This window comes from Sulfuritalea sp., assembly GCF_017302275.1.
In the GTDB taxonomy this organism is placed as follows: Bacteria; Pseudomonadota; Gammaproteobacteria; order Burkholderiales; family Rhodocyclaceae; genus Sulfuritalea.
Genome location: NZ_JAFLDR010000004.1, coordinates 36849 through 58217, shown reverse-complemented (window position 1 = coordinate 58217; position 21369 = coordinate 36849). Strand labels below are relative to the sequence as shown.

Annotated in this window: 22 protein-coding genes; all 22 read left to right on the top strand. The window is 65.0% G+C overall.

Going from position 1 to position 21369, the window contains the following annotated elements:
• Positions 1–127 precede the first annotated feature (127 nt).
• The 22 genes from J0M27_RS03235 (at position 128) to J0M27_RS03130 (ending at position 21062) form a co-directional block, all read left to right on the top strand.
• On the top strand, positions 128–433 hold the full coding sequence (locus J0M27_RS03235; protein ID WP_294987402.1) for a hypothetical protein: 306 nt from the start codon (positions 128–130) through the stop codon (positions 431–433).
• Positions 430–2265 carry a PEP-utilizing enzyme gene (locus J0M27_RS03230; RefSeq protein ID WP_294987400.1) on the top strand — a complete coding sequence of 612 codons (1836 nt, stop codon included), beginning with the start codon at positions 430–432 and terminating at the stop codon, positions 2263–2265. Before J0M27_RS03235 ends, J0M27_RS03230 begins: the two co-directional genes overlap by 4 nt.
• A 123-nt stretch (positions 2266–2388) precedes the next feature.
• On the top strand, positions 2389–3471 hold the full coding sequence (locus J0M27_RS03225; protein ID WP_294987398.1) for a PEP/pyruvate-binding domain-containing protein: 1083 nt from the start codon (positions 2389–2391) through the stop codon (positions 3469–3471).
• Between the two features lie 11 nt (positions 3472–3482).
• On the top strand, positions 3483–4151 hold the full coding sequence (locus tag J0M27_RS03220; RefSeq protein WP_294987396.1) for a CBS domain-containing protein: 669 nt from the start codon (positions 3483–3485) through the stop codon (positions 4149–4151).
• Positions 4152–4195: 44 nt separating this feature from the next.
• A complete protein-coding gene (ppcB, locus tag J0M27_RS03215; protein WP_294987394.1) occupies positions 4196–5614 on the top strand; it encodes a phenylphosphate carboxylase subunit beta in 1419 nt (472 codons plus the stop codon).
• 104 nt (positions 5615–5718) lie between these two features.
• Positions 5719–6228: a phenylphosphate carboxylase subunit delta gene (gene ppcD, locus J0M27_RS03210; RefSeq protein ID WP_294987392.1), complete on the top strand. Its 510-nt coding sequence runs from the start codon at positions 5719–5721 to the stop codon at positions 6226–6228.
• A 38-nt stretch (positions 6229–6266) separates the two neighbouring features.
• Positions 6267–7724: a phenylphosphate carboxylase subunit alpha gene (ppcA, locus tag J0M27_RS03205; protein ID WP_294987390.1), complete on the top strand. Its 1458-nt coding sequence runs from the start codon at positions 6267–6269 to the stop codon at positions 7722–7724.
• Between the two features lie 12 nt (positions 7725–7736).
• Positions 7737–7991 (top strand): phenylphosphate carboxylase subunit gamma, encoded by a 255-nt coding sequence (ppcG, locus tag J0M27_RS03200; protein ID WP_294987388.1) that lies wholly within the window; start codon positions 7737–7739, stop codon positions 7989–7991.
• 58 nt (positions 7992–8049) lie between these two features.
• On the top strand, positions 8050–9405 hold the full coding sequence (locus J0M27_RS03195; protein WP_294987386.1) for a UbiD family decarboxylase: 1356 nt from the start codon (positions 8050–8052) through the stop codon (positions 9403–9405).
• A gap of 48 nt (positions 9406–9453) precedes the next feature.
• Positions 9454–10047, top strand: a complete 594-nt coding sequence (locus J0M27_RS03190; protein WP_294987384.1) for a UbiX family flavin prenyltransferase — start codon at positions 9454–9456, stop codon at positions 10045–10047.
• Positions 10044–10445 (top strand): CTP-dependent riboflavin kinase, encoded by a 402-nt coding sequence (locus J0M27_RS03185; protein ID WP_294987382.1) that lies wholly within the window; start codon positions 10044–10046, stop codon positions 10443–10445. Before J0M27_RS03190 ends, J0M27_RS03185 begins: the two co-directional genes overlap by 4 nt.
• Complete coding sequence (locus J0M27_RS03180) at positions 10442–10969, top strand: NUDIX hydrolase (RefSeq protein WP_294987380.1); 528 nt, start codon at positions 10442–10444, stop codon at positions 10967–10969. Before J0M27_RS03185 ends, J0M27_RS03180 begins: the two co-directional genes overlap by 4 nt.
• Before the next feature lie 16 nt (positions 10970–10985).
• Complete coding sequence (locus J0M27_RS03175; RefSeq protein WP_294987378.1) at positions 10986–11447, top strand: pyridoxamine 5'-phosphate oxidase family protein; 462 nt, start codon at positions 10986–10988, stop codon at positions 11445–11447.
• A gap of 39 nt (positions 11448–11486) precedes the next feature.
• Positions 11487–12230, top strand: coding sequence for a metallophosphoesterase (locus J0M27_RS03170; protein ID WP_294987376.1), 744 nt, complete (start codon positions 11487–11489; stop codon positions 12228–12230).
• Between the two features lie 192 nt (positions 12231–12422).
• On the top strand, positions 12423–14195 hold the full coding sequence (locus J0M27_RS03165; RefSeq protein WP_294987374.1) for a 2-oxoacid:acceptor oxidoreductase subunit alpha: 1773 nt from the start codon (positions 12423–12425) through the stop codon (positions 14193–14195).
• The gene (locus J0M27_RS03160; protein ID WP_294987372.1) at positions 14195–15037 is read left to right on the top strand and encodes a 2-oxoacid:ferredoxin oxidoreductase subunit beta; all 843 of its coding nucleotides are present in this window, start codon (positions 14195–14197) and stop codon (positions 15035–15037) included. Before J0M27_RS03165 ends, J0M27_RS03160 begins: the two co-directional genes overlap by 1 nt.
• Complete coding sequence (locus tag J0M27_RS03155) at positions 15034–15561, top strand: ferritin family protein (RefSeq protein ID WP_294987370.1); 528 nt, start codon at positions 15034–15036, stop codon at positions 15559–15561. The genes J0M27_RS03160 and J0M27_RS03155 overlap by 4 nt, the downstream gene beginning before the upstream one ends.
• Before the next feature lie 34 nt (positions 15562–15595).
• Positions 15596–15856 carry a YfhL family 4Fe-4S dicluster ferredoxin gene (locus tag J0M27_RS03150; protein WP_294987368.1) on the top strand — a complete coding sequence of 87 codons (261 nt, stop codon included), beginning with the start codon at positions 15596–15598 and terminating at the stop codon, positions 15854–15856.
• A gap of 53 nt (positions 15857–15909) precedes the next feature.
• The gene (hcrC, locus tag J0M27_RS03145) at positions 15910–16377 is read left to right on the top strand and encodes a 4-hydroxybenzoyl-CoA reductase subunit gamma (protein WP_294987366.1); all 468 of its coding nucleotides are present in this window, start codon (positions 15910–15912) and stop codon (positions 16375–16377) included.
• Positions 16374–18737, top strand: coding sequence for a 4-hydroxybenzoyl-CoA reductase subunit alpha (gene hcrA / locus J0M27_RS03140; RefSeq protein WP_294987364.1), 2364 nt, complete (start codon positions 16374–16376; stop codon positions 18735–18737). Before hcrC ends, hcrA begins: the two co-directional genes overlap by 4 nt.
• A complete protein-coding gene (gene hcrB, locus J0M27_RS03135; protein ID WP_294987362.1) occupies positions 18734–19711 on the top strand; it encodes a 4-hydroxybenzoyl-CoA reductase subunit beta in 978 nt (325 codons plus the stop codon). The genes hcrA and hcrB overlap by 4 nt, the downstream gene beginning before the upstream one ends.
• A 55-nt stretch (positions 19712–19766) precedes the next feature.
• The gene (locus J0M27_RS03130; RefSeq protein ID WP_294987360.1) at positions 19767–21062 is read left to right on the top strand and encodes an AMP-binding protein; all 1296 of its coding nucleotides are present in this window, start codon (positions 19767–19769) and stop codon (positions 21060–21062) included.
• The last annotated feature ends 307 nt before the right edge of the window (positions 21063–21369 follow it).

Here is a 21369-nt window from a genome sequence, read left to right as displayed (position 1 = left end):
TTACCCGTGGATCGTGAACCCTGCCTTGATGGATGTCAAACAGTCCAGTCAAAGGCCCGTCATTCCGGGGCCGCGATAGCGGAATCCGGAATCCGGAACCGGAGTACGGGAGCCATCGCGGCAACTGATGGAAACATCAATTGGCGATATCGGCGGCCGAAATGTTTACCAAATGATCAAGGGTCGATTTTCGTCCGAGCCTCGCCGTGGCGCCAGCGCCGACTTTTGCATGTCATTTTTGCTGCGCGCGCAAAATGCCGGATCGCATCCTGTCACCTTCATTGCGCCGCGGTCGCCCGCTTTCACCGGGCGGAATTTATTGCACCGCCACAAGCCGGGTGGCCCGTCGCTTGCTATAGAACTATCGCTCCGGACATTTCCGGGACCAAACAATCCGACGTTCAAAACAACTACAGAAGGAGACATTCAATGAAGTTTCCAGTGCCGCACGATGTAAAAGCCGCCACGATTCCCGGTACCGAAGGCTGGGAGCGGATGTATCCGTACCAGTACCAGTTCGTCACCGACGACCCCGAGCGCAACAAGTACGAAAAGGAAACGTTCTGGTTCTACGACGGCCTGCATTACCCGGAGCCGCTGTATCCCTTCGACACGATCTGGGACGAAGCCTGGTTCCTCGCCCTGTCGCAGTTCAACAACCGCATCTTCCAGGTGCCGCCGGTACGCGGCGTCGACCATCGGATGATCAACGGCTATGTCTACATCTCGCCGGTGCCGGTCAAGGACGGCGCCGAGATCGGCAGCCGGGTGCCGAACTTCATGGAGCGCGCGGGTTACTACTACAAGAACTGGGATGCACTGGAGGCCAAGTGGAAGGTCAAGATGGAGGCCACCATCAAGGAGCTGGAAGACCTGAAGATATCGCCCCTGCCCGACCTCGAGGACATCTCGGTGGTTAATGACGCCATCGGCGAATCCAAGGGCTACCACCTGATCAAGAACTACGACGATCTGATCAACCTCGGCATCAAGTGCTGGCAGTATCACTTCGAGTTCCTCAACCTCGGCTATGCGGCCTATGTCTTCTTCATGGACTTCACGCAGAAGCTGTTTCCCTCGATCCCGCTGCAGCGCATCACGCAGATGATCTCGGGCATCGACGTGATCATGTACAAGCCGGACGACGAATTGAAGGAGCTGGCGAAGAAGGCTGTCGCGCTGGGCGTCGACGCGGCCGTGGTCGGCAACCGTGACTGGGTCGCCGTCAAGCTCGCCGTCGAAAAGCTGCCCAAGGGCGCCGAATGGCTGGCCGCGTTCGAAAAGGCCCGCTATCCGTGGTTCAACATCTCCACCGGCACCGGCTGGTTCCATACTGATCGCAGCTGGAACGACACGCTCGACATTCCGCTGTCCGGCATCCAGACCTACATCGGCAAGATCAAGGCCGGCGTCAGCATCGACCGACCGGTCGAAGCCGTGCGCGCCGAACGCGACCGCATCACTGCCGAGTACCGCGCGCTGATCACCAACGAAGCCGACCTCAAGCAGTTCGACGAGCTGCTGGGCTGCGCCAAGACCGTGTTCCCCTACGTCGAGAACCACCTGTTCTACGTCGAGCACTGGTTCCACTCGGTGTTCTGGAACAAGATGCGCGAAGTCGCGGCGATCATGAAGGACCACGGCATGATCAACGACATCGAGGACATCTGGTACATGCGCCGCGACGAGATCAAGCAGGCCTTGTGGGACGTCGTTACCGCCTGGGCCACCGGCGTCAAGCCGCGCGGCACCTTCACCTGGCCGACGGAAATCGAGTGGCGCAAGGGCGTGATGGAGAAGTTTCGCCAGTGGAGCGCGCCGCCGGCCATCGGCATCGCGCCCGAGGTGATCCAGGAACCCTTCACCATCGTGCTCTGGGGCGTGACCAACAAGTCCCTGGCCGACTGGGCCTCGGTGCAGGATGCCGGCGATCCCGACAGCATCACCGAGCTCAAGGGCTTTGCCGGCAGCCCCGGCATCGTCGAGGGCCGGGCGCGCGTCTGCCGCAGCGCGCAGGACATCCGCGATCTGCTGGAAGGCGAGATCCTGGTCGCGCCGACCACCTCACCGTCCTGGGCACCGGCCTTCGCCAAGATCAAGGCCTGTGTCACCGACGTCGGCGGGGTCATGAGCCACGCCGCCATCGTCTGCCGCGAATACGGCATGCCGGCGGTGGTGGGTACCGGGCATTCGACCAAGGTGATCAAGACCGGAATGATGCTGCGCGTCGACGGTTCGTCCGGCGCCATCACCATCACGCGTTAAGTCATTGTCGTTCCGTCATTCCCGCATTGGCGGGAATGACGGTTGCGAAGTGTCGTTCTGACGTAAGGACAAATGAACATGGGTAGCGTTTCGGCAGTCGTAGAAGCTCAACTGGAGGCGGGAATGGACAGTGCCAAGCCGATCGTGTGCTGGTTCGAGGAGGTCAACAAGGACTCCGTAGCCCTGGTGGGGGGCAAGTGCTCCTCGCTCGGGGAACTCATCAACGCCGGGGTGCGCGTGCCGCCGGGCTTTGCCCTGACGACGCATGGCTACGCGCAGTTCATGCGCGACGCCGGCATCCAGTCCGAGGTTAACGCCCGGCTCAAGGGACTCGACCACCAGGACATGGACAAACTGGAGGAAGCCTCGCGCATCATCCGCGAGATGATCGAGTCGCGTCCGATCTCGATCGAACTGGAAGACCAGATCGCCGAGGCCTACCGCAAGCTGTCGGTGCGCAGTTGCATTCCGGCCGTGCCCGTCGCGGTGCGTTCCAGCGCCACGGCCGAGGACCTGCCCGGCGCCAGTTTCGCCGGCCAGCAGGACACCTACCTCTGGATACGCGGCGTTGACAGCGTGATGCACCACGTGCGGCGCTGCATCTCCAGCCTCTACACCGGGCGCGCGATCGCCTACCGCATGAAGATGGGTTTCCCCCACGAGCAGGTGGCAATCAGCGTCGGCATCCAGAAGATGGCCAACTCGCTGACCGCCGGCGTGATGTTCACCATCCACCCGACCAATGGCGACCGCTCGGTGATCGTCATCGACTCCAACTTCGGCTTCGGCGAGTCGGTGGTGTCCGGCGAAGTGACCCCGGACCATTTCGTGGTCAACAAGGTCGCCCTGGACATCATGGAGCGGACCATCTCGACCAAGACCGTGTGCTACACGGTGGACTTCAAGGAACAGAAGTCGGTAGCGCTGGAAGTACCCTTCGAGCGGCAGAACATCCAGTCCATCGTCGATGACGAAATCACCGAGCTGGCCTGGATGGGCAAGCAGATCGAGAAGCACTACGGCCGCCCGATGGACATCGAGTGGGCCATCGACAAGGACCTGCCGGCCGGCGGCAACATTTTCATCCTCCAGGCGCGGCCGGAAACCATCTGGGCCGAAAAGGCCAGCGCACCCGCCAGCGGCGGCGCGATGTCGGCGATGGACTTCATCGTCTCCAGCCTGATCGCCGGCAAAAAACTGAGTTAGGAGTAGCCAGCATGATCGTCAGAAACTGGATGCAAGCCAATCCGATGGTGGTCAGCGGCGACACGCTGCTGTCCGAAGCCAAGCGCATCCTCACCGAACACAATTTGCACGGCCTGCCGGTGGTTGATGGCGGCCGCCTGCGCGGACTCATCACCCGCGCCAACTGCCTGCGCGCCGCCCACTTCGCACTACGTACGCAGAACACGGACGAGCTCAACTTCTTTTCCACCAGGCTCAAGGTCAAGGACCTCATGGTGCGCAATCCGACCACCATCGACGCCAACGACACCATGGAACACTGCCTGCAGGTCGGCCAGGAAAACGGCGTGGCGCAGTTGCCGGTAATGGATCAGGACCAGGTAGTGGGCATCATTTCAGCCAACGAGGTCTTCTCGCTCGCCGCCCATTTCCTTGGCGCCTGGGAAAAGCGCAGCGGCGTGACCCTGGCGCCGCTCGAACTCAAGCCCGGAATGATCGGCCGCATCACCGACATCGTCGAAGCGGCCGGCGCCGAAGTGCAGGCCATCTACCCGATCGGCAAGCCCGAGGACATCAATCCGCAGGAACACCACCACAAGCGCGTCATCGTCCGCTTCCATTGCCCGAACACCGCGATCGTGGTCAAGGCGCTCGAGGACGCCGGCTTTCCCGTCATCGAATCCGTCCAGGCCAAGCACTGATCCGGCATCGTCACCACGCACTTTCCAACAAAGGAGTCTCCCCGATGGACCTGAGGTACTTTATCAACCAATGCGAAGCGGCCAACGAACTGAAGCGGGTCGCCGCGGAAGTCGACTGGAATCTCGAAATCTCCCACGTGTCTAAGCTGACCGAGGAAAAGAAGGGCCCGGCCCTGCTGTTCGAGAACATCAAGGGCTATTCCTCGCCCGTGTTCACCGGCGCCTTCGCCACCACCAAGCGCCTCGCGATCATGCTCGGCCTGCCGCACAACCTGACGATGTGCGAATCGGCACGGGCCTGGATGAAGAAGACCATCACCTCGGAAGGCCTGATCAAGGCGAAAGAGGTCAAGGACGGCCCGGTGCTGGAGAACATCATCAGCGGCGACAAGGTCGACCTCAACATGTTCCCGGTGCCGAAGTTCTTCCCGCTCGACGGCGGCCGCTACATCGGCACCATGGTGTTCCTGGTGCTGCGCGACCCGGAGACCGGCGAAACGAACCTGGGCACCTACCGCATGCAGATGCTCGACGACAAGACCTGCGGCGTGCAGATCCTGCCGGGCAAGCGCGGCGAGCGCATCATGAAGAAATACGCCAAGCTGGGCAAGAAAATGCCGGCCGCCGCCGTGATCGGCTGCGACCCGCTGATCTTCATGGCCGGCACGCTGATGCACAAGGGTGCCAACGACTTCGACATCACCGGCACGGTGCGCGGCCAGCCCGCGGAGTTCCTCATGGCGCCGCTGACCGGCCTGCCGGTGCCGGCAGGCGCCGAGATCGTTCTCGAAGGCGAGATCGACCCGAACAATTTCCGCCCCGAAGGTCCCTTCGCCGAATACACCGGCTACTACACCGATGAATTGCACAAGGTCATCAACAAGCCGGCACTGGAGGTAAAGCAGATCCTCCACCGCAACAATCCCGTGCTGTGGGCCACCGGCCAGGGCCGCCCGGTGACCGACGTGCATATGCTGCTGGCCTTCACCCGCACCGCCACGCTGTGGACCGAACTGGAGCAGATGAAGATTCCCGGCATCAGTTCCGTGTGTGTCATGCCCGAATCGGCCGGCCGCTTCTGGGCCGTGGTTTCGGTCAAGCAGATGTATCCGGGACATTCCAACCAGGTAGCCAACGCCGTGATCGGCAGCAACACGGGGTCCTACGGCATCAAGGGCATCATCACGGTCGACGAGGACATCATGGCCGACGACCTGCAGCGGGTGTTCTGGGCGCTATCCTGCCGCTACGATGCGGCGCGCGGCACCGACATCCAGAAGCGCGGCCGCTCGACGCCGCTCGACCCGGCGCTCGACCCCGACTCGAACAAGCTGACCACCTCGCGCATCATCATGGACGCCTGCATTCCCTATGAATGGAAGCAGAAGCCGGTCGAGGCGCGCATGGACGAGGAAATGCTGGCCAAGATCAAGGGCCGCTGGGCCGAGTACGGCATCGACTGATTGCAACGCCGTCATTCCGGGGCCACGCAGTGGAACCCGGAATCCAGGCGACTTCTGGATTCCCGCCTTCGCGGGAATGACCAGCGAACCTCAAGGACAAGATTATGGACAAGGCAAAAGACATCAAGCTGGTCATCCTCGACGTCGATGGCGTGATGACCGACGGGCGCATCGTGATCGACGACAACGGCGTGGAATCGCGCAACTTCGACATCAAGGACGGCATGGGCGTCGTGGTCATGATGATGTCCGGTGTCGAGGTGGCGATCATCACCTCGAAGAAATCCGGCGCCGTGCGCCACCGCGCCGAGGAACTGAAGATCAAGCGCTTCCACGAAGGCATCAAGAAAAAGACCGAACCCTACGAGGAAATGCTCAAGGAGATGGGCATCACCGACGCACAAGTGGCCTATGTCGGCGACGACCTGGTCGACCTGTCGATGATGAAGCGCGTCGGGCTGCCCATCGCGGTCGGCGACGCAGTCGAGGACGTCAAGAAGCACGCGGCCTACGTCACCAAGGCGCGCGGCGGCTACGGCGCCGTGCGTGAAGTGGCCGAGATGATCCTCAAGGCCCAGGACAAGTGGGACAAGATTCTGTCCAAGATCGCCTGATTCGAACGTTGCAACCGTCCAACAAACAGGAGTTTATTGTGTCGAAGATATCAGCACCGAGAAGCAACCGCGAGTTCATCGAGGCCTGCGTCAAAGCCGGCGATGCAGTGCGAATCAAGCAGGAAGTCGATTGGGAAAACGAGGCAGGCGCCATCGTGCGCCGCGCCTGCGAACTGGGTGCCGCCGCGCCCTTCATGGAAAAGATCAAGGACTATCCGGGTTTTTCCTATTTCGGCGCGCCGCTGTCCACCTATCGCCGCATGGCCATTTCGCTGGGCATGGACCCGGCGTCGAGCCTGCCCGAGATCGGCAAGGAATACCTCGCACGCACCAACAGCGAGCCGATCGCGCCGGTGGTGATCGACCGCAAGGACGCGCCCTGCAAGGAAAACATCCTGATGGGCGCCGACGTCGACCTGTGCAAACTGCCGGTGCCGCTGGTGCATGACGGCGACGGCGGCCGCTACGTCGGCACCTGGCACGCGGTGGTGACCAAGCACCCGGTGCGCGGCGACGTGAACTGGGGCATGTACCGGCAGATGATGTTCGATTCGCGCACCATGTCGGGCGCGGTCTTTCCCTTCTCCGATCTCGGCAAGCAGCTCTCCGAGTACTACCTGCCGCGCGGCATCTCCTGCCCCTTCGCCACCGCCATCGGCCTCTCGCCGCTGGCCGCCATGGCGGCCTGCGCGCCTTCGCCGATCCCGGAACCGGAACTGGTCGGCATGCTTTCGGGCGAGCCGGCGCGCCTGGTCAAGTGCGAAACCAACGACCTCGAAGTGCCGGCCGATGCCGAGATCATCATCGAAGGGGAAATCTGCCCCGACTACAAGGTCGAGGAAGGCCCCTTCGGCGAATACACGGGCTACCGTACCAGCCCGCGCGACTTCCGCGTCACCTTCCGCGTCAACTGCATCACCTATCGCAACAACGCGACCATGACCATTTCCAACATGGGCGTGCCGCAGGACGAGGGCCAGTTGCTGCGCTCTTTCTCGCTCGGCCTGGAACTGGAAAAGCTGCTGCGCAGCCAGGGCATCCCGGTCACCGGCGTGTACATGCATCCGCGCTCGACGCACCACATGATGATCGTCGGCGTCAAGCCGGCCTACACCGGCATCGCCCAGCAGATCGCGCAACTGGCCTTCGGCTCCAAGCTCGGCCCCTGGTTCCACATGGTCATGGTGGTGGACGACCAGACCGACATCTACAACTGGGACGAGGTCTATCACGCCTTCTGCACGCGCTGCCATCCCGAGAACGGCATCCACATCTATCGCAACACCACGGGCACCCCGCTCTACCCTTTCGCCACGCCGCACGAGCGCAAATATTCGATCGGCTCCAAGGTGCTGTTCGACTGCCTGTGGCCGGTGGACTGGGACAAGACCAACGATGTGCCGACCCTGGTCAGCTTCAAGAACGTGTACCCGAAGGATATCCAGGAACGGGTGCTGTCCAACTGGACGGCCTACGGCTATCCGGCGGTCAAATAAGGAGACGATGCAATGAACCAATGGGAAGTTTTCGTGATGGACATGAGCGAGCTCGCCGAAGGCAAGGATATCCAGATCAGCATCCGCACCCTCAACCCCGGCATGCACAAGTACACCTACAAGCACGTGCGCGCGCAGGTTTCGAGCACCCTCGACAAGTTTCCGGACCAGCTCCAGGTGCGCATGGGACGCGGCCAGCTCAGCCCGGCGAAGTTCTCGATCAAGGTGATCGAGGAAATCCGGCGCCTGCCACCCCAATACTCATAATCAGGGAGGAAGGAAAGCGGTGGTGGCGCCGTGGCGCCACCACCGACTTTTCCGAAACATGGCCTACCCCGACCTGCGAAGCTTCCTCGCCGACCTCGGCAACGACCTGCTGAAGGTCGGCCAGCCCTTCGCGCCCAAACACGAGATGGCGGCGCTGTTGCGCGAAATGCCAGCCAACGGCCCGGCGGTGCTGTTCGAGAACGTCGCCGGCCATCCCGGCGCACGGGTGATCGGCAACCTGGTCGCCAGCCGCCGCCGTGTGGCGAAGGCGCTCGACACCACCGAAGCGGAACTCAACGCGACCTACCTGCAACGCACCCGCCAGGGCATCGCCCCACGCCAAAGCGACAACGCGCCGGTGAAGGACGTGCGCCACACCGGGCCGCTGGATATCGGCAGCCTGTTGCCGGTGCTGACCCACTACGCCGGCGACGGCGGACCCTTCGTCACCACCGGCGTGGTGCTGTGCAGCGATCCGGAGACGGGCCGGCGCGGCATGGGCATCCATCGCATGATGGTCAAGGGCGGCAATCGAATGGGCATCCTGCTCGCCAATCCGCCCTTATCCACTTTCCTCGCCAATGCCGAAGCGACAGGAAGGCCGTTGGACATCGCGGTGGCACTCGGCGTCGAGCCGGCGCTGCTGATCGCCGCGGTGGTCAAGGCCGGGCCACAGGGACCGGACAAGATGGACATCGCTGGCGCCTTGCGTCAGGCCCCGGTGGAGATGGTCCGCGCCGAGACCGTCGCCGTCGATGTCCCCGCGCGCGCCGAAATCATCATCGAGGGCCGCGTGCTGCCCGGCGTTCGCGAAGCCGAAGGTCCGTTCGGCGAGAACACCGGCTATTACTTTTCCAACATCAGTCCGGTGGTCGAAGTCACCGCCGTCACCCACCGCCGCGACTTCATCTATCCGGCCCTGTGCCCCTGGACCGCCGACGTCGATTCGCTGCTCTCGCTGGCCGCCGGCACCGAACTGCTGGGGCAATTGCGCACCCAGCTGGCTGGCATCGCCGACCTTGACCTGACCACCGGCACCTGCGGTTTCACCGCCGTCATTGCGCTGTCGAAGGCGAAGCCGACCGACGTGCGGCGCCTGATCCACCTCGTGTTCGGCATGGACAAACGCGTCAAGCTGGTGACCGTAGTGGACGACGACGTCGATATCCGCAACCCGCGCGAAGTCGCCTGGGCGCTGGCGACGCGCTTCCAGCCCGACCGCGACACGGTGATCCTGTCCGCCATGGAGGGCTATGTGATCGATCCGTCCTGCGGCGGCGGCGGCCTGGGTTCGCGCATGGGCATGGACGCGACGCGCGGAGGTGGTCCGGAGTTCGATAAGATCACGATTCCGGCCGCCGCAGCGGCCAGGGCAAAGGCCGTGCTGGCCGAACTCGGGTTTGTTGCGGCCTAGGCGATGCGTGCGCCGACACCCAACAGGCCCTCAGACGAGGACAAGAAGATGAAGCTGGTCGTTGGAATTTCCGGAGCAAGCGGCGCGATCTACGGCCTGCGCATCCTGGAAGTGCTGAAGGATGCGGGCGTCGAGACCCACCTGGTGATGTCGGACTCGGCGAAGCGCACGATAGTCTATGAAACCGACTACACCGTGGATCAGGTCAAGAGGCTGGCAAGCTATGTACACGACATCAACGATGTCGGCGCCTGCATTTCCTCCGGCTCGTTCAAGACCGCCGGCATGGTCATCGCGCCCTGCTCGATCAAGACGCTCTCCGCGCTGGCCAATTCCTTCAACACCAACCTGCTGATCCGCGCCGCCGACGTCTGCCTGAAGGAGCGTCGCAAGACGGTGCTGATGCTGCGCGAGACGCCGCTGCACCTCGGCCACCTGCGCCTGATGAGCCAGGTCACCGAAGCCGGCGCGGTGCTGGTGCCGCCGTTGCCGGCGTTCTACCATCGGCCGAAGACGCTGGAAGACATCATCGACCAGTCGGTGAACAAGGCGCTCGACCAGTTCGACCTCGGCGTCGAACTCAACCTCTTCAAGCGCTGGACGGGCAACGAAGAGCGCGAAAAGGCCAAGTCCCCGTCGTGAACTGCGGCGCCGTCATCCTCGAAGGCTGCCTGCGCAGCGGGCTGGGTGAGGGCGCGGGCTTCACAAGCCTGGACTGGGTGGCGCGGCAGTTCCAGAGCAAGCTGGGCTTTACCCCGCACCCGGGCACGCTCAACCTCAGCCTTGCCGGCGCCGATTGGGATGCGGCGCGGACCGAAATGGACCAGGTGCCGGGTATCGCCATCGATCCTCCGTCCGGCTTTTGCGCCGCGAAATGCTTCACCCTCGTCATCGATGGCCGCATCCAGGGCGCGGCCGTGATACCCGAGGTGCCAGACTATCCCGCCGACAAGCTGGAGATCGTCGCCCCCGTCTCGGTACGCGATGTCCTGCACCTCTCGGACGGCGATCGCATTACCCTGCAGCTCCTGATCGCATGAGCACGGCCTTCTGCCAGCAGTGCGCGACACCGCTGGCCACAGCGATGATCGGCGGCAAGCAGCGCGACCGGTGCCCGGCTTGCGGCTTCGTGCTCTGGCGCAATCCGGCACCGGTCGGCATGGCCTTGATCGCCCATGAGGGCAAACTGGTGTTGATCCGGCGCAGCGAGGCCCCGCTGGCCGGCTATTGGGCCCCACCCGCCGGCTATGTCGAGTGCGGCGAATCCGTTCCCGCCGCCGTGTGCCGCGAAGCGCTGGAGGAATGCGGGCTGGAGATCGAACTCGATGGCCTGCTCGGCGTGTATTCGCAAGCCGACGTCGAGGTGCTGATCCTCGCCTACCGTGCCCGTTCGGTCGGCGGGTGCCTGTGCGCCGGCGACGATGCGAGCGAGGTGCGATTGTTCGCGGCCGACCGGCTTCCGATGCAGGCGCCGCCCGACGGCGGCACCCTTACCGACCAATGGTTTTTTGGCGTGATCGAGGACACGATCACGCGATGGCGCCCGGCGCCCGCCCCTGTCTGATTCTAGGAGAAGTGAAATGATAGGCAACATCACCCCCACCCTGCCGCAGAAACTCGTCGGCTACCTTCGCCCCGGCGCCCCGGCGCTGCTGCTCAGTTGCGGCGCCGACGGCTACGCCACCTCGGCCTACACCTGGGTGGTTGCACTCGACGACCGGCGGCTGCGTTTCGCCGTCGATGTCGGCGGCTCGTCCCTGACCAACCTGCAGCGCGGCGGCCAGGCGTCGATCCAGGTCATCGGTCCGGGCGACGTGAGCTTCCTGGTAAAGGGCAAGGCACGCCAGATCAAGGAGCGCCTCGACAGCGCGGCCCCCTATGCGATCATCGTCTTCGAGATGGACGTGATGGGCGCCAAGGACCAGTCCTGGACCGGCGTCAGCACCACGGCCCTGATGTACGAATGGCCGGCCGAGCAGCGTGAGGCAATGCTGAAGATGGAGCTGGCGGTCTATGCCGAAATGCGCGACTTCGCCGGCTGAGAACCGACCGCGACGCCGGTTCCGCGCAATACGCCCGACATGAAGCCGATGGCGCCGCCGGACACGGCGCTCTATGCCATCGGCGATCTCCACGGCTGCCTCGACCTGCTGCAGGAAATGCAGCGGTTGATTGCCGACGATGCCGATCGCCGCGCGGCGAGCCGCCGTATTGTGGTGTACCTCGGCGACTACATCAGCCGCGGCGCGGACTCGCGCGGCGTGGTCGAACGCGTGTGCGAGTGGCTGCCGCCGGGCTTCGAACGGATCACGCTCAAGGGCAACCACGAAGACCTGCTGCTGCGCTTCCTCGGCGGTGAAGTCGACACCGGGCGCCACTGGCTCGACTACGGCGGTATCGAAGCCATGGCTGCCTACGGCGTGATGATCGCCGACAGCCTGGCACGCGACGATGCCACGTTGCTCGAACTTCGCGCCGGACTGGAGGCAGCGCTGCCGGCGGAACACCTGGATTTCCTTCGCGGACTGCGGATCAGCCATCGCGCCGGTGACTATTTCTTCGTCCATGGCGGCGTGCGTCCAGGCGTGCCGCTGGAAGCGCAGAGCGCCCGCGACTGCATGTGGATCCGCAAGACCTTCCTCGATTCCGAAGTCGACCATGGCGCCGTGGTAGTGCATGGACACAGCATCAGCGCTGCGCCGGAGTTGCGCCACAACCGCATCGGCATCGATACCGGGGCCTATCGCAGCGGCGTGCTGACCTGCCTGGTGCTCGAAGGTGGGCATCGCGAACTCCTGCAAACCGGCACTGCCGTAACGACCTGATGAAGCGCCGGCAATGGTTCCCCAAACCGATCTGCATCAGCATTTTATGATGGACTACAAATCATTTGACTTCCACCGTTTTCGCGTTTATCCTACGCCATCAACAAGGTTATTTATCTCTGCATATTTCAGGGTTGAATCATCCAGTCGCCGCCCGCAAGCGCGGCGCAACAACGTAGAGGGAGGAAGCTCGTGACAGTCAAGAGTGTCTCGCTGGTAATAGCCGGCAGCGGCGGCGCGGGAGTGGTGACCGCAGGATCCCTGCTGCTGGAAGCCGCCGCCCAGGCCGGCTGGTATGCATTGATGAGCCGTTCCTCGGGGCCGCAGATCCGTGGCGGCGAGGCGGCCTCCATGCTGCGCTTCGCCACCGAGCCTGTCATGTCCCACGACGACAGCTTCCACCTGCTGATGGCGATCGACTGGGAAAACATCAGCCGCTTCTCCGCCGAAATTCCGCTGGTCGCAGACAGCCTGATCGTCGGCGATCCGGCACACGGCGACGCCCCCGCTGCCCTGCTCTCCGGCAAGCCGCGGCAGGCCGCGCTGCCGATGATCGCGCTGGCCGAAAAGATCGAGAATGGCCGCCCCAACATGGTCGCCCTAGGCGCCATAGCGGCGCTGATCGGTCTGCCGCCCGCCGCCATGCGCATCGCGGTCGAACGCGCACTGAAGAAGAAAGGTGCGGCAGCGATCGAAGCCAGCATGGCCGCTTTCTTCGCCGGCATCGATGCCGCCACCACCCTGCCCGCCATACCACGCCTGCCGGCCGTAACCGCCGAACGCACACCCCGGTGGAGCATCACCGGCAATGAAGCCACCGGCCTCGGCGTGATCCGTGGCGGCGTGCGCTTTGTCGCCGCCTACCCGATCACGCCCGCCACTGAAGTCCTCGAATGGCTGGCGCCCTCGCTGGCCAAGGTCGGCGGCATGCTGGTGCAGGCAGAGGACGAACTGGCCTCGATCAACCAGATCATCGGCGCCTCCTACGGCGGCGTGCCGGCGATGACCGCCACCTCCGGCCCCGGCCTGTCGCTGATGATCGAATCGCTGGGCCTCGCCGTCGCCGCCGAGGTGCCGCTGGTGGTGGTCGACGTGATGCGCGTCGGTCCCTCGACCGGCATCGCCACCAAATCGGAACAGAGCGACCTCAACATCGCCGTGTATGGCCTGCACGGCGATGCGCCGCATGTCGTGGTCGCCGCCAACTCGGTGTCCGACTGCCTGTTCACCACGCAATGGGCGGTGCATCTGGCGGAAGCCATGCAGGTGCCGACCATCGTCCTCACCGACCAGGCCATGGGCCAGGCCCGCGCCATCCTGCCCAGGCCCGCCGAGCTGGCCTTCATCGGCCAGAGACTGACCGCGCCTGCCGCCGTCGAAGGCGAACGCTACAAGCGCTACGCAATGACCGGCTCCGGCGTCTCGCCAATGGCGATCCCCGGCACGCCGGGCCTCACCCATACCGCCGACGGCCTGGAACACAACGAATTCGGCACGCCCTCCTCGCAGGCCTCGGACCATCAGGCGCAGATGGACAAGCGCAGCCGCAAGATCAGCCAGTACAACTACGGCGACCACTGGGCCGACATCGAAGATTTTGGAACTGTCGCTGGCGACGCCCCGCAGGAAGTCCCCTTGGGGGACACGGCGATCATCACCTGGGGTTCCGCCACCGGGCCGGCGCGCGAGGCCCTGCAGCGTCATGCGGACGCCGGCGGCAAGGCGCGCCTGATCTCGCTGCGCCTGATCGCCCCGGTGCAGCCGGAAAAAATGGCGGAAGCATTGCGCGGCATAAAACGCGCGGTGGTGGTCGAGCAGTCGCACAGCGGCCAGTTCTACCGCATGCTGCGCGCCTTCTATGACCTGCCGGCGCAAACGGTGTCGCTGCACCAGGGCGGCCCGCTACCCTTCGGCCCGCGGCAGATCCTCGACCAACTTAACCAACTCACCTCCGGGAGCGCCTGATGGAAAGCTGCGCGCAGAAGAAGACCTACAAAGCCAAGGACTACAAGTCCGAGCTCAAGCCAATCTGGTGTCCGGGCTGCGGCGACTATACCGTGCTCAACTCGATCACCCGCGCCCTGGCGGAACTGTCGCTGCCACCGGAAGAAGTCGCGGTCGTCTCCGGCATCGGCTGCTCCTCGCGGATTCCCGCCTACACAAGCGTGTATGGCTTCCACGGCGTGCACGGCCGCGCCCTGCCGGTCGCCACCGGCTTGAAGCTCGCCCGCCCCGACCTCACGGTACTCGTCACCGGCGGCGACGGCGACGGTTTCTCGATCGGCGGCAATCATTTCCTCCACGCCTGCCGGCGCAACGTCGACCTGACCTACATCGTCATGGACAACCAGGTCTATGGCATGACCAAGGGTCAGGCCTCGCCGACCACCTCGCCCGACTGGGAAGGCAGCAAGCTGACTCCCGAGGGCACCGGCATCAACCCCTTCCAGCCGCTGGTGGTAGGGCTGGCGTCCGGCGCCAACTTCATCGCCCGCGTCTCGGCCAGCGACCCAATCAACATGGCCAAGATCATTGTCGAGGCGATCCAGCATCCGGGCTTTTCCCTGGTGCAGGTGCTCAGCCCCTGCGTCACATTCCGCCCAGAACAGGCCGAATGGCGCGACATCGTGCGCATGGCGGTGGTGGATTACACGGATGACGCCGCGCGCGCCGCGCGCCGCCTGATGACCGACGATGGCTTCAACGTCGGAAAAGTGCTCTTCAAAGGCAGCCGTCCCCCCTTCCGCCCCGAGCATGAAAACAGCGACGGCTCGATTGCCGAGCTCGAAGCGAGGTTCGCGCTATGAGCAACGCCGCCGAGAACAACGTGATCGACAGCCTGCCCGAACTGCTGGCGCACGCGCTGGCGATGGAGACCGAGGCCGCCGAGCGCTACGAGGAACTCGCCGACCAGATGGAGACCCACCGCAAGACCGGTGTCGCCGCCATCTTCCGCCGCCTGGAAAAGGAGGAAAAATCGCATCTGGTCGAGCTCACCGAAATGTGCAGCCGCTATGAACTGCCGCACTACGCGCCCTGGGACTTCAAATGGACCACCGGCGAAAGCCCCGAGGCGATCGCCATCGACCAGGTCAGCTACCGCATGTCGGTGCGCGGCGCCGTGGAGCTGGCGCTGATGCACGAACGGCGCGCCTGCGATTTCTATGCCGGCATCGCGCAGCGCGCCAGCGATGACGAGGTACGCATCCTCGCCAGCCAGTTCGCCGCCGAAGAGCGCGAGCACATCGGCTGGCTGGAGTCCTGCCTCGCCGATTGCGGCCCCGACGACGGCGCGATCGACGACCCCGATCCGCCTCTCTCCCAAGAATAGCCCGACCCAACCCCACACGCGAAAGGAACCCGGCATGGCCCTCATCATCAATGAACTGTGCATCGCCTGCGACGTCTGCAAGGCGCCCTGTCCGAACAAGGCGATCTCCGTCGATGACGACGATGTTTACACCATCGACCCGGACAAGTGCACCGAGTGCGTCGGCCATTTCACGATCAGCCAGTGCGTCAAGGTCTGCCCGGTGCGCGCCATCGTGCCCGACCCGGCGCACAAGGAAAGCAAGGACGAACTGCAGGCCAAGTACGAACGTCTGAAGGCGCAGAAAGCGGCCTGAGCCGCGGCAACCGCCGCCAAGGCGGACCAGTCAGAAAAAATGGAGGAGGAAGCATGAAGCGGATACTGGGTCTCTGGATCAACGGGCGCTGGCGCGAGGAAGCCGTCGCCGAAAACGCGCTGCTGCTCGACTACCTGCGCGAGGGGCTGGGCCTCACCGGCACCAAGCAGGGCTGCGACGGCGGCGAGTGCGGCGCCTGCACCGTGCTGGTCGACAACGAGCCGCGCCTGGCCTGCAGCACGCTGGCGCACAGCCTCGCCGGACGCCGCGTCGAAACCGTCGAGGGCCTCGCCACCGAGGGCAACATTTCTCCCCTGCAGCGCGCCTTCCACGAAAAGCTCGGCACCCAGTGCGGCTTCTGCACGCCGGGCATGATCATGGCCGCCGAAGGCCTGCTGCGCAAGAATCCGCATCCCGGGCGCGACGAGATCTGCGGTGCCCTGGCCGGCAACCTCTGCCGCTGCACCGGCTATGTCAAGATCATCGAATCGGTCGAAGCCGCCGCCGGAGCCTCGGCATGAACGCGCCGGAAACCCAGGTCAAGGAGATCGCCAACGCCTCCGCGCCGCACGGCGTCGGCGCCCGCCGGCCGCTGGTCGATGGCGTCGAGAAGGTCACCGGCACCGCCCGCTACACCGCCGACCTGCCGGCCGACAACGCCCTGGTCGGCCTGCTGCTGCGCAGCCCCTATGCCCACGCCGAACTGCTGGAAGTCGACATCTCGGAGGCGCTGGCGCTGCCCGGCGTGCGCGCCGTAATCACCGGCGACGAGTGCGACATGCCCTACGGCGTGATCCCCATCGCGCAGAACGAATTTCCGCTGGCGCGCGACAAGGTGCGTTACATCGGCGATCCGATCGCCGCCGTCGCCGCGGTCGATGAAGCCACGGCGCGCCTGGCGATTTCCCGCATCCGCCTGAAGGTGCGCGAGCTGCCGGCCTACTTCAAGGCGGCCGACGCGCGCCAGGCCGACGCCGTGCTGCTGCACGAAAAGAAGCAGGGCAACATCGAACGCGAAGTGCATAACGAGTTCGGCGACGTCGCCGCCGGTTTTGCCGCCGCCGACCTCGTGCGCGAGGAAACCTACGAATGCGCCGAAGTGCACCACGCCATGATGGAGCCCAATGCGGCGCTCGCCGCCTGGGATACCGAGCGCGGCCACCTGACGCTGTGGTCGGTGACCCAGGTGCCCTACTACGTTCATCTGACGCTGGCGCGCTGCATGAAAATGGAAGCGGCCCATATCCGCGTCATCAAGCCTTTCAGCGGCGGCGGCTTCGGCCATCGCACCGAATGCCTCAACTTCGAGGTTATCTGCGGCATGCTGGCCCGCGCCGCGCGCGGCACGGTGCGCCTGGCGCAGACGCGCGAGGAAAGCTTCCTCGCCCATCGCGGCCGCCCCGAAAGCCAGATGCGGATCAAGCTCGGCCTCAAGCGCGACGGCAGCATCACCGCCTGCCAGGCCGAGGTCGTACAGCGCGGCGGCGCCTACGGCGGCTACGGCCTGGTCACCATCCTCTACGCCGGTGCGCTGATCAACGGGCTCTACGACATTCCGGCGGTCAAGTACGACGGCTACCGGGTCTACACCAACACGCCGGCCTGCGGCGCCATGCGCGGCCACGGCACGGTGAACATCCGCTTCGCCTTCGAATCCCTGCTCGATTCGATGGCCACCGAACTCGGCCTCGACCAGATCGCCGCGCGCCGCCGCAACCTGCTCAAGGCGCCGACCGAGACCATCAACGGCCTGCGCGTCACCTCCTACGGCCTCGGCGAATGCATCGACTGGGTCGAGGATGTCAGCGGCTGGGCCGCGCGCAAGGGCAAGCTGGGCGGCAGCGGCAACATCCGCAAGGGACTGGGCATGGCCTGCTCGCATTTCGTCAGCGGCTCGGCCAAGCCGGTGCACTGGTCGGGCGAACCCCACGCGGTGATCGTGCTCAAGCTCGACTTCGACGCCGCGGTGACCATCCTCACCGGCGCCTCGGACATCGGCCAGGGTTCGTCCACCGTCGTCACCCAGATCGTGGCCGAAGTGCTCGGCATCGACTACCACCGCATCCGCGTCGTCGCCAATGATTCGGCCGTAACGCCGAAGGACAACGGATCCTATTCCTCGCGCGTCACCTACATGGTCGGCAATGCCGCACTGGATGCCGCCGAGAACCTCAAGCGCCTGCTGGTCACCGCCGCTGCCCGCCGGCTCAAGGTCGAGGAATCCGAAGTGGTCTGGTACGGCGAAGCCGCTGCCGTCGCCAGCGATCCCGACCGGCACATCCCCTTCGCCGACATCGCCGAAGAAGCCCTGGTCGGCACCGGCACGCTCAACGTCAAGGGCACCTTCACCTGCCCGCCTGAATTCCAGGGCGGCAAGCAGCGCGGCGGCGCCGTCGGCTCCTCGATGGGATTCTCCTACGTCGCCCAGGCGGCCGAGGTCAGCGTCGACATGGACCTCGGCATCGTCACCGTGGACAAGATCTGGGCCGCCATCGACTGCGGTCGCGCGATCAACCCGATGGCGGTCGAAGGCCAGGTGCAAGGCGCCGTCTGGATGGGCCTGGGGCAGACCCTGTGCGAGGAAACCATCTACGAAAACGGGCGCCACATGGTGCCCAACATGCTCGACTACCGCGTGCCGACCATCGTCGAATCGCCCGACATCGAGGTGCATATTGTCGAAAGCATGGACCCCAACGGCCCCTTCGGCGCCAAGGAAGCCAGCGAAGGCCCGCTGTCCGGGATCATGTCGGCGGTCGCCGCCGCGGTCGAAGATGCCACCGGCCTGCGCGTGAGGGCACTGCCGATATCACCGCCGCGCGTGTTCGCCGCCATGCAGGAGGCCCGCAACGCCGCCGCCAACGAGGAGCAAGCACTATGAGCATGCCCGATTTCCAGTTGCTGCGGCCGACCACCGCCGCCGATGCCGTCGCCATGCGCGCGGCCAACGCCGCCAGCCGCTACATCGCCGGCGGCACCGACCTGCTGCCCAACATCCGCCGCGGCCTGGCGGAACCAGGCGTCGTCATCGACCTCGGCGGCATCGCCGAACTGGCGCACATAGAATCCGGCGGCGATGCCCTGCGCATCGGCGCCGGCACCACGCTGGCGGCCATCGCCGGCGACGCGACGATCCGCGCCCGCTACACCGCGCTGGCCGAGGCCGCCGAAGCGGTGGCCGGCCCGACGCACCGCGCGGCGGCGACGCTGGGCGGCAACCTCTGCCTCGACACGCGCTGCGTCTATTACAACCAGAGCGAATTCTGGCGCGAGAGCAACGACTACTGCATGAAACTGAAGGGCGAAGGCTGCCGCGTTGCCAAGAAATCCAAGCGCTGCTACGCCGCCTTCAGCGGCGACGTGGCGCCGGCCCTGATCGTGCTCGCCGCCGAGCTCGAAATCCTCGGGCCGAAGGGCAGCCGCCGTGTCGCCATCGCCGACTTTTATCGCGACGACGGCATGGCCTGGCTCACCCTGGCGCCCGACGAGCTGCTGGTCGGGGTGCATGTTCCGCTGCACGAGGGCTGGGCCAGCGCCTACGAGAAAGTGCGCGTGCGCGGCGCCATCGACTTCCCGCTGGCCGGCGTCGCCGTGGCGCTGAAGCGCAAGGGCAACGCCATCGAAGACCTGCGCATCGCCTGTACCGGCGTCGCCTCGCGGCCGCTGGCGGTCGACGGCCTGGCCGAACTCAAAGGCAAACCGCTCGATGCCGCGGCGCTGGCCGTAATCACCGGGCAGACCGAGATCGCCGCCGGCGCCATGCGCACCACCGTGGTGGACATGCTCTATCGCCGCGGCGTGGCGCCGGTGCTGGCCCGCCGCCTGACCGAACGACTGTGGAATTCCGCTGCCTGATGGCCGACCTGGGCCTCGATGCCCGGGCGCTTGAAATGAACGAGGAGAAATGCACGTGAGCTATTTCGACGAAGCGACCGAAACCCTGCCGCGCCAGCAACTGGCGGCGCTGCAACTGGGCAAGCTGCAGGCGATGATGGCCGAACTGTGGGGCCGCAACGGCTTCTACACCGCCAAATGGAAAGCGGCCGGCGTGTCGCCGGCGGACATCCGCAGCATGGACGACCTGGCGAAACTGCCCTTCACCAAGAAGGGCGAGCTGATGGACGACCAGGCCGCGAACGGCCCCTTCGGCAGCAACCTGACCTATCCGGTGGAAGCCTACGTGCGCCTGCACCAGACCTCGGGCACCACCGGCGTGCCACTCAAGGTGATGGACACCAACGAATCCTGGGACTGGTGGGGCCGCTGCTGGGGCCACGTGCTGGCCGGCGCCGGCGTCACCGCCTCCGACCGCCTGTTCATGGCCTTCGCCTTCGGCCCCTTCATCGGCTTCTGGGCCGCCGTCGAAGGCGCGCGCAAGATCGGCGCAACCATGATTCCCGGCGGCGGGCGCGACTCGCAGCAGCGTCTCGAACTGATGCGCGAAACGGGCGCCACGGTGCTGTGCTGCACGCCGACCTATGCCCTCCGCCTGGCCGAGGTGGCCCACGAAATCGGCTTCGACATCAGCACGATCCCGATGAAGGCCACGGTGCATGCCGGCGAACCGGGCGCCAACATACCGGCGACCAAGCAGCGCATCCAGACCGCCTGGACCGCCAAGTGCTTCGACCACGCCGGCGCCTCGGAAGTCGGCGCACATTCCTTCGAATGCCAGGTCCAGCCCGGCGGCACGCACCTGATCGAAAGCGAATACATCGCCGAGGTGATCAATCCCGTGACCGGCGAAGCCGTGGCACCGGGCGAGCGCGGCGAACTGGTGATCACCAACCTCGGGCGTTGGGGCTTCCCGGTGATCCGCTACCGCACCGGCGACCTGGTCAAGGCAAATTACGAACGCTGCGACTGCGGCCGCACCTCGCTGCGCTTCGAAGGGGGCATCCTCGGCCGCGCCGACGACATGGTCACGGTGCGCGGCGTCAATGTCTTCCCGGCCGGCGTGGAGAACATCATCCGCAAGTTTGCCGAAGTCGACGAATTCCGCATCACGGTGAACAAGGTCAAGCAGATGGACGAGATGGACATCGAGGTCGAACTCTGCGAAGGGGCCGACCCGGAGGTGGTGCATGAAATCGCCGTCAAGCTCGACTCCATGCTGGCCTTCCGCCCGCGCGTGCACCACGTCGCGCGCAACATGCTGCCGCGATTCGAGATGAAGGCCAAGCGCTTTCATGTGAAGCTCGATTAGCCAGGCATCGCCCTTTGGAGGGCGGACTTCGGCCCGCCCGGTACAACCTCGTCGCCGGATCAAGTCCGGGGCAGGAGGCTGTTCCGGGATAAGAACGTCACCCCGGACCTCGATCCGGGGCCGGAATCCAGCTCGGCTTGCTCCCTCAACACCAGCGGTCGTCGGTGTGATGGCGCTATTGAAACTTCGGAGGCGGACCGAATTGCTTCAAGACCAAAAGTCGGCGCCGGCGACACGGCGTTCAAGGCCTCCCTGCTGGCTTGATCCCTGTGCATGACACCCCCGCACCGCTTTGGTGGAAATCCCA

Coding starts and splice junctions, on each gene's coding strand:
- hcrB (WP_294987362.1), top strand. CDS start 18,734: ATGAGCATGCCCGATTTCCAGTTGCTGCGGCCGACCACCGCCGCCGAT.
- ppcD (WP_294987392.1), top strand. CDS start 5,719: ATGGACAAGGCAAAAGACATCAAGCTGGTCATCCTCGACGTCGATGGC.
- J0M27_RS03190 (WP_294987384.1), top strand. CDS start 9,454: ATGAAGCTGGTCGTTGGAATTTCCGGAGCAAGCGGCGCGATCTACGGC.
- J0M27_RS03170 (WP_294987376.1), top strand. CDS start 11,487: ATGAAGCCGATGGCGCCGCCGGACACGGCGCTCTATGCCATCGGCGAT.
- hcrC (WP_294987366.1), top strand. CDS start 15,910: ATGAAGCGGATACTGGGTCTCTGGATCAACGGGCGCTGGCGCGAGGAA.
- J0M27_RS03155 (WP_294987370.1), top strand. CDS start 15,034: ATGAGCAACGCCGCCGAGAACAACGTGATCGACAGCCTGCCCGAACTG.
- ppcB (WP_294987394.1), top strand. CDS start 4,196: ATGGACCTGAGGTACTTTATCAACCAATGCGAAGCGGCCAACGAACTG.
- ppcG (WP_294987388.1), top strand. CDS start 7,737: ATGAACCAATGGGAAGTTTTCGTGATGGACATGAGCGAGCTCGCCGAA.
- J0M27_RS03235 (WP_294987402.1), top strand. CDS start 128: ATGGAAACATCAATTGGCGATATCGGCGGCCGAAATGTTTACCAAATG.
- J0M27_RS03175 (WP_294987378.1), top strand. CDS start 10,986: ATGATAGGCAACATCACCCCCACCCTGCCGCAGAAACTCGTCGGCTAC.
- J0M27_RS03160 (WP_294987372.1), top strand. CDS start 14,195: ATGGAAAGCTGCGCGCAGAAGAAGACCTACAAAGCCAAGGACTACAAG.
- J0M27_RS03180 (WP_294987380.1), top strand. CDS start 10,442: ATGAGCACGGCCTTCTGCCAGCAGTGCGCGACACCGCTGGCCACAGCG.
- J0M27_RS03225 (WP_294987398.1), top strand. CDS start 2,389: ATGGACAGTGCCAAGCCGATCGTGTGCTGGTTCGAGGAGGTCAACAAG.
- J0M27_RS03195 (WP_294987386.1), top strand. CDS start 8,050: ATGGCCTACCCCGACCTGCGAAGCTTCCTCGCCGACCTCGGCAACGAC.
- J0M27_RS03220 (WP_294987396.1), top strand. CDS start 3,483: ATGATCGTCAGAAACTGGATGCAAGCCAATCCGATGGTGGTCAGCGGC.
- J0M27_RS03230 (WP_294987400.1), top strand. CDS start 430: ATGAAGTTTCCAGTGCCGCACGATGTAAAAGCCGCCACGATTCCCGGT.
- hcrA (WP_294987364.1), top strand. CDS start 16,374: ATGAACGCGCCGGAAACCCAGGTCAAGGAGATCGCCAACGCCTCCGCG.
- J0M27_RS03150 (WP_294987368.1), top strand. CDS start 15,596: ATGGCCCTCATCATCAATGAACTGTGCATCGCCTGCGACGTCTGCAAG.